Source organism: Micromonospora sp. B11E3 (assembly GCF_039871625.1).
Classification (GTDB): domain Bacteria; phylum Actinomycetota; class Actinomycetes; order Mycobacteriales; family Micromonosporaceae; genus Micromonospora.
This window is the reverse complement of the sequence record NZ_JBDPMC010000008.1, coordinates 103,324-117,514: the sequence shown is the minus strand read 5'-3', so window position 1 is coordinate 117,514 and position 14,191 is coordinate 103,324. Positions and strand designations below refer to the sequence as shown.

15 protein-coding genes and 1 pseudogene are annotated in these 14,191 nt (G+C 71.7%); 7 read left to right on the top strand and 9 right to left on the bottom strand.

What is annotated here, in order from left to right:
- Positions 1-120 precede the first annotated feature (120 nt).
- Positions 121-705, bottom strand: coding sequence for a suppressor of fused domain protein (locus ABGB16_RS06915; RefSeq protein WP_347667116.1), 585 nt, complete (start codon positions 703-705; stop codon positions 121-123).
- A gap of 237 nt (positions 706-942) precedes the next feature.
- Here ABGB16_RS06915 and ABGB16_RS06910 point away from each other — a divergent pair, with 237 nt between their 5' ends.
- Positions 943-2,115, top strand: coding sequence for a S8 family peptidase (locus tag ABGB16_RS06910; protein ID WP_347667115.1), 1,173 nt, complete (start codon positions 943-945; stop codon positions 2,113-2,115).
- A 130-nt stretch (positions 2,116-2,245) separates the two neighbouring features.
- On the opposite strand, the gene solA is transcribed toward ABGB16_RS06910, so the two are convergent.
- The 3 genes from solA to ABGB16_RS06895 form a co-directional block, all read right to left on the bottom strand.
- Positions 2,246-3,412, bottom strand: coding sequence for an N-methyl-L-tryptophan oxidase (solA, locus tag ABGB16_RS06905; protein WP_347667114.1), 1,167 nt, complete (start codon positions 3,410-3,412; stop codon positions 2,246-2,248).
- 223 nt (positions 3,413-3,635) lie between these two features.
- Positions 3,636-4,145 carry a membrane protein insertion efficiency factor YidD gene (gene yidD / locus ABGB16_RS06900; RefSeq protein ID WP_347667113.1) on the bottom strand — a complete coding sequence of 170 codons (510 nt, stop codon included), beginning with the start codon at positions 4,143-4,145 and terminating at the stop codon, positions 3,636-3,638.
- Between the two features lie 75 nt (positions 4,146-4,220).
- Positions 4,221-4,391, bottom strand: a complete 171-nt coding sequence (locus ABGB16_RS06895; RefSeq protein ID WP_347667112.1) for a hypothetical protein — start codon at positions 4,389-4,391, stop codon at positions 4,221-4,223.
- 121 nt (positions 4,392-4,512) lie between these two features.
- Between ABGB16_RS06895 and ABGB16_RS06890 the strand changes: the two genes are divergently transcribed.
- Positions 4,513-4,887, top strand: a complete 375-nt coding sequence (locus tag ABGB16_RS06890) for a hypothetical protein (RefSeq protein WP_347667111.1) — start codon at positions 4,513-4,515, stop codon at positions 4,885-4,887.
- On the opposite strand, the gene ABGB16_RS06885 is transcribed toward ABGB16_RS06890, so the two are convergent.
- On the bottom strand, positions 4,842-5,453 hold the full coding sequence (locus tag ABGB16_RS06885) for a GntR family transcriptional regulator (RefSeq protein ID WP_347667110.1): 612 nt from the start codon (positions 5,451-5,453) through the stop codon (positions 4,842-4,844). The genes ABGB16_RS06890 and ABGB16_RS06885 overlap by 46 nt on opposite strands.
- Before the next feature lie 135 nt (positions 5,454-5,588).
- On the opposite strand from ABGB16_RS06885, the gene ABGB16_RS06880 reads away from it, so the two are divergent.
- Together ABGB16_RS06880 and ABGB16_RS06875 are read left to right on the top strand one after the other, a co-directional pair.
- The gene (locus ABGB16_RS06880) at positions 5,589-6,356 is read left to right on the top strand and encodes a hypothetical protein (RefSeq protein ID WP_347667109.1); all 768 of its coding nucleotides are present in this window, start codon (positions 5,589-5,591) and stop codon (positions 6,354-6,356) included.
- A gap of 245 nt (positions 6,357-6,601) precedes the next feature.
- Positions 6,602-7,066, top strand: a complete 465-nt coding sequence (locus ABGB16_RS06875) for a hypothetical protein (RefSeq protein ID WP_347667108.1) — start codon at positions 6,602-6,604, stop codon at positions 7,064-7,066.
- A 119-nt stretch (positions 7,067-7,185) separates the two neighbouring features.
- On the opposite strand, the gene ABGB16_RS06870 is transcribed toward ABGB16_RS06875, so the two are convergent.
- The 4 genes and pseudogenes from ABGB16_RS06870 to ABGB16_RS06855 form a co-directional block, all read right to left on the bottom strand.
- Positions 7,186-7,869, bottom strand: coding sequence for a hypothetical protein (locus ABGB16_RS06870; RefSeq protein WP_347667107.1), 684 nt, complete (start codon positions 7,867-7,869; stop codon positions 7,186-7,188).
- A 20-nt stretch (positions 7,870-7,889) separates the two neighbouring features.
- The gene (locus ABGB16_RS06865) at positions 7,890-8,447 is read right to left on the bottom strand and encodes a WHG domain-containing protein (RefSeq protein ID WP_347667106.1); all 558 of its coding nucleotides are present in this window, start codon (positions 8,445-8,447) and stop codon (positions 7,890-7,892) included.
- Between the two features lie 87 nt (positions 8,448-8,534).
- On the bottom strand, positions 8,535-9,557 hold the full coding sequence (locus tag ABGB16_RS06860) for an alpha/beta hydrolase (RefSeq protein ID WP_347667105.1): 1,023 nt from the start codon (positions 9,555-9,557) through the stop codon (positions 8,535-8,537).
- 312 nt (positions 9,558-9,869) lie between these two features.
- Positions 9,870-11,102: pseudogene (locus tag ABGB16_RS06855) on the bottom strand (globin domain-containing protein); the annotation flags it as partial.
- A gap of 148 nt (positions 11,103-11,250) precedes the next feature.
- Between ABGB16_RS06855 and ABGB16_RS06850 the strand changes: the two are divergent.
- From ABGB16_RS06850 to ABGB16_RS06840, 3 genes are all read left to right on the top strand, one after another.
- A complete protein-coding gene (locus ABGB16_RS06850; protein WP_347667104.1) occupies positions 11,251-11,748 on the top strand; it encodes an Rrf2 family transcriptional regulator in 498 nt (165 codons plus the stop codon).
- 267 nt (positions 11,749-12,015) lie between these two features.
- Positions 12,016-12,933, top strand: a complete 918-nt coding sequence (locus ABGB16_RS06845) for a glycogen debranching N-terminal domain-containing protein (RefSeq protein WP_347667103.1) — start codon at positions 12,016-12,018, stop codon at positions 12,931-12,933.
- Positions 12,843-13,952 carry a hypothetical protein gene (locus ABGB16_RS06840; RefSeq protein ID WP_347667102.1) on the top strand — a complete coding sequence of 370 codons (1,110 nt, stop codon included), beginning with the start codon at positions 12,843-12,845 and terminating at the stop codon, positions 13,950-13,952. The genes ABGB16_RS06845 and ABGB16_RS06840 overlap by 91 nt, the downstream gene beginning before the upstream one ends.
- Positions 13,953-14,191: the final 239 nt, after the last annotated feature.

Sequence of the window (14,191 nt, the reverse complement as noted above, 5' to 3'; positions counted from 1 at the left end):
CTCGCCCGAACCGCGTCACCGGCGCGGTTCGGGCGAGCCGTTCTCCCAGCCGCAGGTCGAGCTGCCGACCAGGTAGACGTAGGTGGCCGGCTCCCACCAGGCGTACGGGGCGCGACCCGATCAGCGCGCCGGGTCGGTCACGAGCGCGGGCGAGCGCTCCGCGAGTTCGCTGAGCACCGCGGCCGCCGTCGTGGCCTTCATGCGTTCCAACTCGTCGGTGGTGATCCCGACGACGGTCAGGAACCGCGCCGAGCCGTACGGGGAGTCGATGGGCGGCAGTTCGGGGTCCGCGGCGAAGGCCACCGCGCGGAGCCGGGTGGTCGCCTCACCGGTGATCGGGCCGCCCGGGTCCATGCGGTGGCCCTCGGCGAACGACTTGCCGCTGGTGAACACGTAACCGACCAGTCGTTCGAGCAGGCGCAGGGACCAGGCGGGCGGCTGCTCGTCGTCCATGGGGACCCGCATCGTCAGCTCGTATCCCCAGCCGCTGACGTCCGGGTCGTCGCTGCTCTTGGAGAACAGCTCGGTCATCCCGAACGTCACCAGCAACCAGTGGTCGGCGGAACGGTACGCGCCCAGGCCGTAGAGGCCGTGTCCCGGGAGGTTGTTGGTCGCCCAGTGCAGCGGGTTCTCGTCCGCCACCCTGGTGGCCACCGCCGCCTCGATCGCGGTCCAGCCAGGAGCCTCGTTCTCCGTCTCGGCCATGAGCTTCCTCTCCGGGGGTTCGCGACGCCGATCATCCGATGTGGCCAGGCTAGTGCCTCGTCTTCGAACGTCGATCGGGTAGTCGGTCGGAACCGGTTAGCACCGAAACGCCCACGTCGGGACGACCAAATCCGGGGCAGGCCATTGACGTCTCAACATCTGTCCACTTAGCCTGCCTGCTCACCACGGACGTCATCGCCCCAACCCTGATGACGCCGGGCGAGTCTGGGAGGCAACATGAGATCACGGGTCCTGATGGCCTCGCTGGTGGCCGCGGGCAGCGCCCTGGTCGCCGTACCGGCCGCGGCGGCACCCGCGGCGGAGCCGCTCGCACCGCTCAGCGCGGCGTCGGCCGCGCCGGGCGTCCGGCCGGCCGCGGGCGAGTACATCGTGCGGCTGCGGCCGGACGCCGACCCGCGCGGCCTCGCCCGTGCCCTGGCGGTCACCCCGCGCTTCGTCTACGAGCGGGCGGTCAACGGATTCGCCGCCGAACTGACCGCCGGCCAGGTCCAGGCGCTGCGACGCGATCCCGCGGTGCTCGGCGTGGAGCAGGACGCCTGGCTCGACGACGTCACGGAGGGCACCCAGGCGAACCCGCCGTCCTGGGGTGTGGACCGCATCGACCAGCGGACGCTGCCGCTGTCCGCGAGCTACACCACCACCGCGACCGGCGCCGGCGTGCACGCCTACGTCATCGACACCGGCATCGACGTCACCCACCCGGACTTCGAGGGGCGGGCCAGCTTCGACTACAACGCCATCGACCGGCGCAACACCGACTGCGACGGGCACGGCACCCACGTCGCCGGCACGATCGGCTCCCGGACGTACGGGGTGGCCAAGGGCGTCCGCCTGCACGCCGTGAAGATGCTCAACTGCCAGGGGTCCGGCAAGACCTCGGCCACCATCGCCGCGATCGACTGGGTGACCGCCAACGCGGCCAAGCCGGCGGTGGCGAACACGTCCTGGAACTGGACGTACTCCGACACGATGGCCACCGCGATCACCGGGATGATCAACTCCGGGGTGTTCCTGGCCACCTCGGCGGGCAACACCGGCGCGGACTCCTGCGACCGGCTGCCCCGGGCGGTGACCGCCGCGGTGGCCGTCGCCGCCACGACCAGCACCGACGCCCGCGCCAGCTACTCCTCCACCGGCGCCTGCGTCGACCTCTACGCCCCCGGCTCGGCGATCCTGTCGACCCAGCCGAACAACACCACCGCCGTCTTCAACGGCACCTCGATGGCCACCCCGCATGTTGCGGGCGTCGCCGCGCTCTACAAGAGCGCGAACGGCGACGCCTCCCAGGCCGCCCTGCACGACTGGCTGGTCGGCGGCGCCACCACCGGGGTCGTCCAGGGAGACCTGGCCGGTACGCCGAACCGGCTGGTGTTCACCAACGGCCTCTGACGCCTCACCGCCCACGTGGGGCGGCCGGTTCCCCACCGGCCGCCCCACGCCCCGTTTGCGGAAGCCCGGCCGCGATGCCCTGCTGGAGGAAGCGGGCATCGCCGGAGCAGAACAGACGCGGCGGTAGGACCTAGTCCTCGGAGCTGTCCGCCGGGCCGGGAAACGGCCGCCGCGGGTCGAAGAGCCCCAGGGGATGCTCGGTCGAGCCGGACATCGCCAGGTCGGCGAGGATCTCCCCGACGACGGGCACGAACTTGAAGCCGTGGCCGGAGAACCCACACGCCACGGCGACCTCCGGATGCTGCGGGTGCGCCGAGATGACGAAGTGCTGGTCCGGGGTCAGCGAGTACATGCAGGTCGCCGCCTTCAGGTAGCGCCCGGGCAGGGTGGGCAGCACGCCGGCCAGGTGGGCCTGGATGGCGCTGACCTCGGCAGGGCTCACCTGCCGGTCGATGGTCTCCGGGGTGCAGACCTGCCCGCGCCGGAAGAACGCCACCTTGGCGCCGCCCTGCGGCCCGTCGATGGCGGGGAAGCCGTAGACCTGGCTGCCGGCGGCGTCCTCGTGGATGTAGATCGGCTGCCGTTCGGGCGCGAAGGCGGCCACCCCGTGCTGCGGCTGGAACCAGAACATGACCTGCCGTTCGATGGTGATCGGCACGCCGAGGTCGGCCAGCAGTTGCGGCGCCCAGGCGCCGGGGCAGATGACGAGCCGATCGGCGTGGTAGAGCCCGGCCGCGGTCGCCACCCGTACGCCGCCACCGGGCAGCACCTCCCAGCGCGACACCGGCTCGTCGTACCGCAGCTCGGCGCCGTGGCTGGCAGCGAGCCCGGCGTGCGCGGCCACGGCCGCCTCGGGGCGGACGAAGCCCGCCTTCGCCTCGAAGAGCGCGATCTCCTCGGGCCCCGGGGCGAAGGTGGGGTACCGGCGACGGAGTTCCGCGGCGTCGAGGATCTCGTGGGGAAGGTCCCACTCCCGGGCGGCACGCAGGCTGCCGGCGAAGGTGCGGCTGTCGGGTGAGCCGAGGAACAGTCCCCCGGTCTGCGAGATGACGTCCTGCCCGGTGTCGCGTTCCAGGCGTTCCCAGAGCTCGTAGGCTCGCAGCAGCAGCGGCACGTAGGCCGGGTCCTCGAAGTACGCCTGCCGGATGATGCGCGAGCCGCCGTGGCTGGAGCCCAGGTTGTGCGCCAGGCCGAACCGTTCCAGGCCGAGCACCCGCTGCCCGCGCGACGCCAGGTGGTAGGCGGCACTGCTGCCCATCCCGCCGAGCCCGACGACGATGACGTCGTACGCTGCCACGCTGCGTCCTCCTCGCGAAACCGACGCCTGCTCCCCCGGCAGCCTGCCACGCCAGCGGCACGATATCCCAGCACTCCGGCGACCGGGACGTCCGAGGTGCCCGGCTGCCGCGCCTGGTCGCGCCGCCGGCTCCGGCAACGGCTTCGATCACACGTCGTGGCCGGCCGCCTCCGTCCGGCTGGGCTGACACCCGGCCGCCTGCCAGGCCGAACGCCGGCACCGGTCAAGGCAGCGGGTCGGCAATGCCGCGCGGCACCTCCGGCCGGCAACGACGCAGCCGGGCCGCCGCGAGCCGCCCGCCGACGGCCAGCCCGTACCGGTCGACGGCGGCGAGTCCGTACGCGCTGCACGTCGGCGTGTACCGGCACCGCCCCGGCCAGCGGTGCGACAGCCAGCGGCGGTAGCCGCGGATCGCGGCGAGACCGGCCCGGTCCAGCGTCCCCGGCCGGTTGCCGGCCGTCCGGTTCGGACGGGCGGGCGCCTGGCCGGCGGCGCCCGCCACGACGGCGCCCAGCGTGAGCAGGGTGGAGAAGAGCCCGAGGTCGCAGCAGCCCGGGCTGCTGCACGGGTCGTCGCCACAGGAGTCCAGGGCTCCCTTGCGGCCCTTGCAGCCGGGTCCCTGACGCCGCTTGCCGACCTCGCTGTGGCAGTGGCCCATGGCATGGCAGTGGGCCGGATTGCGGCAGCGGCAGGGCGCCTGGCCACCGGAGTGGCCGACGCTGGTGATCTTCACAGGTGCAATCATGCCCGGCCCGGGCAAGACGTCCGGCCACCGAGGGTCACCGGCGGCATGGTCGGGTGGCCACGGTCAGGCGAAGGCGAGGGACCCGTCCGGTCGCACCGGAAGCGACCGTTCCCAGTGCACGTAGTCGTCGGTCGCCAGCGCCGTCTCGTCGATGGTGACGCCCCAGCCGGGACGGTCCGGGCGGAGTTCCAGGTGGCCGTCGACCGGCAGGTAGGGGTCCGGACACCAGGTCACGTCGTCGAACTTGTACTCGAGGTACGCGAAGTTGCTGCACGCGGCGGCACGATGCCCAGCTCGCCGAGTCCCCCGCGATGGCCGCGTGGTAGTCGATCCAGCCCTGGCTGGAGATGTACGGGTGCAGCGGCTGGTGCACCATCGCCATGGTGGCCCCGGCCGACTGCGCGAGCCGGCCCTCCTCGACGGCGGTCTGCACGTCCAGGCCGATTCCGGCGACGAAGGTGGCCCGGTCGGCTACCGTGCGGCCGCTGAGTTCGAGGAGTTCGCGCCGTTCCTGCGCGGTGAGCGCGTAGAACTCGCTGGTGTTGCCGTTGGGCGTCACGACGTTCACGCCCGCGTCGAGCAGGCGCTCGAGGAGACGGACGAAGGTGGCCTGGTCGACCTGGTTACCGTCGAACGGCGTCACCGGGATCGCGACGACGTCGGCGAGCGCGCTGCCCGAGGGGCTCATGTGCCGGACTCCAACTGTTCAAGGGCCCGCTGGGCCCGCTGACCGAAGGTGAAGATGTGCGCCTCGGTGAGGCGGCGGGCCTCGTCGCTGTCACCGCGGCGGGCCGCGTCCAGGATCGCGGCGTGCTCCTCCGCCTCCGTGTCCCAGGACGGGAGACTGTTCCAGGCGGTGACCGTGATCAGGGCGGTCTGGTCCCGCAGGGAGTCGAGGATGCCGACGAAGACCGGGTTGTCGCAGCCGGCGTACAGCAGCCGGTGGAACTCCCGGTTCGCCATGCTCCGCTCGGCCCCGTCGGCCGCCTCGGCCGCGCGGTTCAGGGCGTCCTGGGCGGGCCCCGTGTCCAGCCCGGCCTCGACCGCCCGCTGCACCGCCGCCGGCTCGAGCAGCACCCGGACGTCGAACACGTTGTGCGCCATACGCGCGTCGACCACCCGGACGAGGGCCCCCCGGTAGTCGCTGATCGTCACCAGGCCGACGCCGGCGAGTGTCTTGAGCGCCTCCCGGACGGGGGTCTTCGACAGCCCGAACGACCGCGCGAGGTCGGCCTCGACGAGTGGCTGACCGGCGCGAAGTTCGCCGTTCAGAATCGCCGTCCGCAGCACATCCACGACAAAGCCGGTCCGGGACGCGTAGACGACGGTGGGCGCAGCAGGCGCGCGGGCTTCACCGGCTCGCTCGGCGGCGGCCGCGCGCTGTTCGACCTCGCCAGCAGCCGGCCGACCCCGATTCCCTTCTTCGCCGAGATGAGCAGCGTCAACCCGGTGGTGGTCACGGAGCTGGCCGCCAGACGCCGAGGCGCGAGCCTCGGCGCCCTCCTCGGCCAGGCCGTCGTCGGCAGTGTGGGGCAGCTCTGCACCAAGCCCGGTCTCGTCTTCGTGCCCCGGGCCGGCGCCGCCGAGCTCGTCGCCGGGATCAGGGACGCCATGACCGCGGCCGGGCCCCAGCGCATGCTCTCCGGCCCGATCGCGGCCCGGTTCGCCGAGGGACTGGACGGCTGGCGGGGCGGCGTCCGATTCGAGCTGGACGGGGTGCTGGACGCCGACGCGGCCGCGCCGTCACTCGCGGCGGTGTCGATCGCCGACCTGCGGCCGTCCCTCACCCACGAGTTGTTCGGCCCGGCGGCGATCATCGTGTGGTACGACGCCCTGGACCAGGTCACCGACGCGATCGAGGCGCTCGGCGGCCAACTGACCGTCTCCCTCCACTTCGAACCGGAGGACCGTGCCGCGCTCACGGCCCTCGTCCAGACCGCCACCCGGCAGGCGGGCAGGGTGCTCGCCGCCGGGGTGCCGACCGGCGTACGGGTGGGCTGGGCGACGACGCACGGAGGCCCCTACCCCGCGACCACCGCCGCGGGCACCACCTCCGTCGGCGCCGCCGCCATCGCTCCCTGGATGCGTCCCGTGACCTGGCAGGACGTGCCCGAGTGGATGTTGCCGGACGAGCTGCGGGACGAACCCGAGACACCGTTGCCCCGTCGGATCGACGGTCGCCTGTCGGCCCGACCATAACGCCGGCGGGGTCGATCGGGCAACAATCCAGCAATTTTCGGTTCATCGAAATGTCTCGTGCGAAATACGTCATAGTCGGTGGCCATCGATAAATCGTGTCACCTCTCCCCAGGTGGGGACGGCCGAAACTGGGAGCCCGCACACCCGCAGGCAATGCGGAGTGTCCACCCGACACATTCGCTCCGTCACCACCGGCCGACCATTCTGGTCCCCGCATCCGCAGTAGGAAAATGAGGGGGACGCAGATGTACCGCACCATTGGCCGGATCGGAATCGCGCTCGCCGTCGCGGTCGGGCTCGTCGCCGGGGCCGGCGCCGCCGCGCAGGCTGCCACCAACCCGGTCACGCCGCAGTCGCTCTGCGGGCTCGGCTACACCGCCCAGGACCAGGACCCGATCCACCACGCGCAGACCGGCGAGCTGCTCGGCACCGTCTACCTGATGTACAACCCCGTCGTCGGGTACGGCTGCACGGTCACCATCAAGTCCGCGTACGCCGGCTCGCTGACCCGCACCCAGGTCTACCTGGCCGCGCAGTACCTGCCCACCCAGGTCGACGACGGCGACAGGCTCTGGGCGGCCGGCCCGGCCAGGGCGTACGTCAAGGGCGGCTGCACCATCTGGGGCGGCTTCATGGCCGACCCGGCCGGCACGATCCATTACCACGACCGGGCGAACCCCGCGATCGGTGGCATCGGCACCTGCTTCTGACGGAGCTGACGGGGAGGCCCGCGACCCGACGCGGGCCGCTCCGTTCCGCAACCGCCCGTTCGGCGGCGTCCGACGGACCGCGGAGCGCTCCGTGGCCTCGCCGAGGAGGCGCCGCAACGTCAGGAAGCGGCCCCCGACCGGCTCCCGGCCGGCGACGTCCGTCCCGCGCTCCACAGAGCCAGAGCCAGCGCCAGCCAGACCGATCCGACCGCTATGAGCAGGCCGTGTGCGACCCGGACGGCCGCGGGCGTGTAGAACTGCGGGAGGAAGAGGGCGAAGCCGAGCGCGAAGAGGATGCCGCTGAGGCGCGGCAGCACCCCCGAGCGCCAGATCGCCACGGCGGTCACGATCGCCGACACCGCGAGCGCGATCAGGCCGATCCCGAACGTCGTGATCGCGGCCGGGGCGTACCGGACCGTGTCGACCAGGTCGAGCAGATCGAGAGGCTGGCCGGCGGCGTACTTGCCGGCGACGGCGTGCAGGCCGAAGTCCTCGGCGCCGTAGTAGGGCAGGACCAGCCCCACGCCGATCCAACCGGTCACGACGGCGGCGAAGGCGAGCCGCTCGGCCCGGGTGTGCCTGACCGCGTCGCGCACGGCGAGCAGACCCAGCGTCACCAGGATGAAGCCGATCATGGCGAACAGGTGCGAGGCGACCCACCAGTCGGAACTCATCGCCCGCGTCGCGCCGTCGACCGTGGCTTCGTCGTGCCATGGTCGGGTCGCCGGGTAGAGGGCGAACAGGACGCCGGCGACAGCGAGGGCGGAAGCGCCGAGCCGGGGGCGGGCGGGGGGTGTGGACACGTCGTTCTCCAGCGTCGAGGTCAGGTGCGGGGCAGGCTTGCGATGAACATGCGGACCAGTTGCTCGTGGGTGGTGTCCAGGTCCTCGGGCAGGCCGAAGCCGCCGGCCGCCTCGATCGAGGCGAAGCCGTGGACGATCGCCCGCAGGCAGCGGGTGGTGTGGATGGCGGCCGCGCCTTCGAGCCCGTAGCCACGAAGCACCGCGAGGAAGACCTCGAGCAGCCGGGCGCCGGCGCTCGCCAGGGCGGGGTCGTGCAGCGGATCCGGCGGGATCGCGGCGTGGCGGGCCGGATGTTCGATCGCGTAGCGGCGGTAGGTGCGCATCAGGGTGGCGACCGCGTCGGCGCCGCCGCGGCCGACCAACGCGGCGGTGAAGCGTTCGGTCAGTTCTTCCATGATCCGTACGGCCATCAGCGTCCGCAGTTGAGCGAGGCCGCCGACGTGCTTGTACAGCGAGGGCGCGGCGACTCCGGTGCGTTCGGCGACCGCGGCCAGGGTCAGGGCGTCCAGGCCCCGCTCGTCGACGAGGTCGAGAGCCGCGTCGACGACGGCCGCGGTGGACAGCCCGGCCCTAGGCATGATCGCGTTCCCGGCCGCCGGGGCCGGCCCGGCGCGAGCTATGGCTAACCTTCATAGCCATGAGGCTACGGCGAATAGCCGTAGCCGTCAACGCGGCCGGTTCGAACCACTCGCCTCGACCGTTCTCCGCACCGCGTCGACGACCAGCTCGGGCTGGCCGTAGTGCACGTAGTGATCCTCGGTGGCCGCGACCACGTGCTGTCCTGCGCTGGACAGCGCGGCCAGCCGGGCGTCGTGATCCAGCGCCTCCCGCGGCTGCCCGGCCGCGGAGATCACCACCACCGGCCAGGCCCGCCACGCTTGCGGACGTACCGTCGACCGGACCAGGCGGGCGCTGTCCACAGACGCCTCGGCCTCGTCGGCGGCCGCGGCCATGCTGGTGCTGCGGTAGACGACCGCGGCGTGCTCACGTACCGGCGAAGGCGCCGCGGCGGGCACGGCGAGGCCCGGAAACAGGCGCACGGCGCCGATCCGGGCGGCGAACCGGAAGGCCGTCATCTGCGTACGGATGACCGGCGAGCTCGCCTTCAACGCGCCGACCGCGCGCTCGTCGGTGACGTCCACCAGCACCATGCCGGCGGTCTCGGCGGGCCAGCGGTCGGCGAACAGGCGCACCACGAAACCACCGACCGAGTGGCCCACCAGGATGAAGGGCCCTCGTTCACCAGCCCTGTCCAGGAGCGTGTGCAGCTCCTCGGCCAGCCGCCCGGCGTCCCGCCGCCCGGGTCCCGACTCACTCCACGCGTAGCCGGCGCGGTCGTAGCTGCACGCCCGCACCCCGGCGGTGTCCGCCAACTTTCCCTGCACCGTCGCCCATGTCGTGGACGACTCGCCGAGCCCCGCTTCGAAGACCACCGTCGGCGCGTCGCCGGCCGCTCCGGTGCAGTTCAGATGCAGCCGGTGGCCCCCGACGTCGACCAACCGGCCCGGCGCCGGATGCTGTCGGCCGTCGTCGCGCCTCGACAACGTCTCGTAGGTCCACCCGGTGCCACTGAGCACCGCGAACGCCGCCACCAGGCCGGCGAGAATCCGTAGCAGGGTGCGCCGCCACCGCGCCCGGGCGGGTCGGCCGGTGCCGGGCACCTCGGTCCGCTCGAGATCTTCTTCCACGGCTCACGACGCTAGGTGGTCGCCGCCCTCGCGCCATCGTCCTGCGGTCGCACCCGCCGTACGACGGGCGTCGCTGGCGCTGCAGGCGGCCCTCGGTCCCGGGGCGGATGAACGGCTGCCACGGGTCAGGGATCACCCCGGCGATGGCCCGCAGCAATGGCATTCCCGCCCGCCGGGTGGACGAGTGGCCCGACACCGTGGGCCCGACCAGGGTCGCCGGCAAGCGGGCCGGCACCTCCTCCCCCGGCATGGGCCCCGACCCGACCGGTGGGGGGCAGAGCGGCCCCACCACCGGTGGCCGGCCGCCGAGCATCAGTGCCGGTCGTCGCGGAGCATGCCCGGGCCGAACACCTCGTACGCGATCCGCTCTGCCGGCACGCCCCGGCGCAGCAGGCCGCCCCGGACGATGTTCATGAACGGCAGCGGCCCGCAGAGGTGCACGTGGGCGTCGGAGGAGAGCGGGATCAGCGCGGGGTCGACGCGGCCGCCGGCCACCTCGGCGGTCAGCCCGCCCAGTTCGGCGTCGGTGACGTCCTCGTACCACAGGGCGATACGCAGGTTTGGCAGCGCGGCGTGCAGGCGCGGCAGTTCGCCGCGGAACGCGTGCGCCGCGCCGGCCCGGTCGGCGTGCACCAGCACCACCGGGCGCTGCGGCGCGGTCGCGGCAAGGTGCTCCAGCGCGGCCATCGCCGGGGTGAGGCCGATGCCGGCGCTGACCAGCAGCAGCGGGCCCTCCCCGGGCACCGCGCTGACCTCGCCGAAGGGCGGGCTGAGCCGGAGGATGGCGCCCTCGGTCACGTGCTCGTGCAGGAAGGTGGAGACCATGCCGTCGGGGGCGCCGCCGGTGCCGCGTACCCGCTTGACGGTGATCCGCCAGTGGTCGACCCCGGGCCGGCCGGAAAGGCTGTACTGGCGGATCTGCTGCCCGCGACCGCCGTCCAGGTCGACGGCGACCGAGGCGTACTGGCCGGGGACGAAGCTGGGTGCCGGGCCGCCGTCGGCCGGGACCAGGGTGAACGAGACGACGTCCAGCGCCTCGGTGGCCCGGCCGGTGACCCGCCAGTCCCGCCAGACCGTCTCGCCCTCGGCGAGCCCCGCCCCGGCGTAGAGGCGGGCCTCCCGGGCGATCAACTCGCAGGCCAGCAGCCAGTACACCTCGTCCCAGGCCGCCGCGACCTCGGGGGTGACCGCGTCGCCGAGCACCTCGCCGACGGCGGCGAGCAGGTGCCGGCCGACGATCGTGTACTGGCCGGGGGTGATGCCGAGGGAGGCATGCTTGTGCGCGATCCGGTCCAGGACCGGGCCCCACGGCATGTCGCTGCCGCCGGTCAGGTGTTCCGCGTACGCGACCACGGCCGCCGCGAGCGCGGCCTTCTGCGCCCCCGTCCCCTGGTTGCCCCGGTTGAAGATGTCGAGCAACTCCGGATGGGCGTCGAACATCCGCTGGTAGAACCGGCCGGTGATCGCCTCACCGTGTGCCTGCACGGCGGGCAGGGTCGCCGTCACCACTGCTGCTGAGGACCCCGAGAGCACGACTTGCCTCCTTCTTCGCTGAACCGTTCGGTCCCCACCAACAAAACAGGTATTTCAGATACCTCTTCAGGGCCGAAGGTCCCGGATCGGGGGTCAGGTGGATCACAGACCGGGCCGCCGGCCCGTGGTGGGCGGCTTCCGTGCCGGTTAGGGTCGATACGTGAAGCTCAACCGGGCTACCGACATGGCCCTGCGGATCGCCATGCTCACCGCCGCGAACCAGCGGCGGATGACCGTGGACGAGCTGGCCGACCAGCTCGCGCTGCCCCGCAACCACGTCGCGAAGGTGGTGCAGCGGTTGCAGCGGCTCGGTGTGCTGGTCACGATCCGGGGCCGCGCCGGTGGGGTCGCCTTCGCCGAGGGCGGCCACGACGTCACGGTCGGGCGGGTGGTCCGGACGTTCGAGGGCGAGGACGAGGTGGTTTCGTGCGACGAGACCGCCTGCCCACTGCGTGCGGCCTGCCGGCTGCGGGGCGAGCTGCGCCGGGCCCGGGACGCCTTCCTCGCCGTGCTCGACGGGGTGACCCTCGGCGGTCTCATCGACGGGCCGACCGGTCCGGCGCTGCTCGCCCTCGGCCTGCCCCGCGCCCGCCCCGCCCCCGACGCCCCGCCGTCGCGCGCCGGCGCCCCGCAGGGGGCCGCACCCGGCACGACCTGACCGGCGCCCATGCCCGGCGACCCCGTGGCGAGTGGGTGTGGTTGGCCGGTCATCACCGACAGGGCGTCAGCGTTGATCGAGCCGGTGCTGACAGCGTGGTGGGCGGCCCAGGTGGGCTTGGGCATCAACCGGCAACTCGGGAGCGTGGACGGTAGCAAGGTCACGTACAACTCCTAATCCTCGCAGATTATTTGGCGACGTGATGGGGATGCGCCTCAGGTGGGTGAGTTGGAATTTCGGGACTCCCCGTCGAACGGAGGTGTTGTCGTGGCTACTACCGGCCGTCGAGCGACCCCGGCGGACCCCACCCCGCATCTGACGCCGGAAGATCAGATCCCCGCCCGGCTGGTGCGCAGCCTCCCGCCCGAGTTGGGGCCGAACGCGGTCGCGGTGCTGCAGGCGCATACGTTCATGTATTCCGACGCGGCCGGCAATGTCTCCGTCGGGTCGATCGGTGGCTTGGTGCACGACGACACCCGCTTCGTTGATCGGTGGGAGTTGACCCTCGGCGGGGCGTCGCTGATGGTGCTGAGCTCCGGTCAGGAGAATCCGTCCGCGGCGGCGTTCTTCCTGACCAACCCGGAGTTGCCCGGTCTGCCGGCGAACCACGTAGGGGTGCGCCGGCAGCGGTTCGTCGATGGGGGGCTGCACGAACGGATCGGGTTGCAGATTTTCACTGGTGAGCAGGTGCCGATCGAGCTTCGGCTGACGGTGGGGACCGACTTCGCGGATCTCTTCGAGATCAAGGAGACGGTCCGGGACCGGTCGGCGCAGATCACCCGCGCACACGCTTCGGACGGCTCACGGTTGGTGTTCACGTATCGCAATGACACGTTCGAGGCGCGCACGGTGGTGGAGGCTCATCCGGCAGCCAGTCGGGTGGACGGCGACGCGCTGGTGTGGGATCTTCGCTTGGCGCCGGGCCAGGAGTGGGAGTGCGAGGTACACGTGCCGCTGCGGGCGCGGCCGGAGGAGTTGCGCCCGCCATCCCGACCGTTCGACGAGGTCTTCGGTCGCGGCGCGACTGACCGGCGCGCCCAATGGCGGGCCATCCTGCCCAAGTTGTGCAGCGACAACGAGATGCTGCATCGCACGTGGGAACCGGGAGCGATGGATCAACTCGCGACGACTTCCGCGACGAGGAGCCGGGCAAGATCCTGCACGAGATCCGCAGCGGCGAGTTGACCCAGCTCGGCATCAAACCGCACAACCCCTACTACGGGACCGCCGACGCCACCCAACTCTGGCTGATCCTGCTGTCGGAATACTGGCGCTGGACCGGCGCAGACGAATTCATCCGCGGGCTGCGCGACAACGCGTACGCGGCGCTGCGGTGGATCGACGAGTACGGCGACCTCGACGGCGACGGCTACGTCGAGTACGCCACCCGCTCACCGCAGGGACTCGGCAACCAATGCTGGCGCGACTCGTGGGACGGCATCCGGTTCGCCGACGGGTCGATCCCGGTGCTGCCGATCGCGACCTGCGAAATTCAGGGCTACACCTACGACGCGAAACTCCGGCTGGCCGAGCTCGCCGACGGCCCACTCCAGGACCCGGAACTCGCCCGGCGGCTGCGTGCCGAAGCGGACGAGCTGCGCGACCGGTTCAATCGGGACTTCTGGATCGACGATCGGGGCGGCTACTACGCCGTCGGCCTGGACGGCGACAAACAGATGACGGTACCGGCGGGTGCAACGGAGGCGATTTTCCGACTGTACAACGGCATGCAGGGCGTTCCGGGAAATAGGTGCAACCGGCCCAACTCCGCATGCCAGCGACCAACATCAACATCCGTCACAGGCAGACCAACGAACCCGAACCGAACTCGATTCGTTGCGAGGTGCCGGAAAGCCATTGCAGGATCACGACAGGCGTTCGCCAATGCGACGCGGGCAAGACAGGGAGATCGGACGGCGCCAGAAAGAAGCCGGTACCCGAGGCCGCCCCGCCGCGGACCAATTCCGCTCCGCACCACCGGCCGACCAGACCCCCGCGAGGGCGCGCCGCCGGCCCACCCTGCACCTCAGCGGCCGACGCAGCCGCGAGGACAGCCGCGAGCGAGAGCCGCGCAACCGGGATCGAGCATCGAGCAGGAGCCCGAGTTTGCCACAGAAAAGGAGCCCGACGGCGCCGGGGGTAGCGTATTCCATTTTACTTTCGGCTCGATTCAGACACGCTCGACCCAGCGGGCAACCCATTGACCTGCATCTTTATGGTTTTACCGCACGACTCCGACAAGTCCGAATCATTGAATTTACCACCTTTGCGCCTTTATCGGATCGAAAAAAACATTTGCAAACCTTGCCGACCACGGAGCGCGTTGCTAGCATTACCGTCGCCCGCAAGATTCAGAACAACGGTCCATCAATCACCGTACTCCTACCCTGTGCCACCCAGAATATGCCGGCTGTCCACTCGCAACCGCCTATGACCAGACGGT

Coding starts and splice junctions, on each gene's coding strand:
- ABGB16_RS06915 (WP_347667116.1), bottom strand. CDS start 705: ATGGCCGAGACGGAGAACGAGGCTCCTGGCTGGACCGCGATCGAGGCG.
- ABGB16_RS06910 (WP_347667115.1), top strand. CDS start 943: ATGAGATCACGGGTCCTGATGGCCTCGCTGGTGGCCGCGGGCAGCGCC.
- ABGB16_RS06880 (WP_347667109.1), top strand. CDS start 5,589: ATGAGCAGCGTCAACCCGGTGGTGGTCACGGAGCTGGCCGCCAGACGC.
- ABGB16_RS06875 (WP_347667108.1), top strand. CDS start 6,602: ATGTACCGCACCATTGGCCGGATCGGAATCGCGCTCGCCGTCGCGGTC.
- ABGB16_RS06865 (WP_347667106.1), bottom strand. CDS start 8,447: ATGCCTAGGGCCGGGCTGTCCACCGCGGCCGTCGTCGACGCGGCTCTC.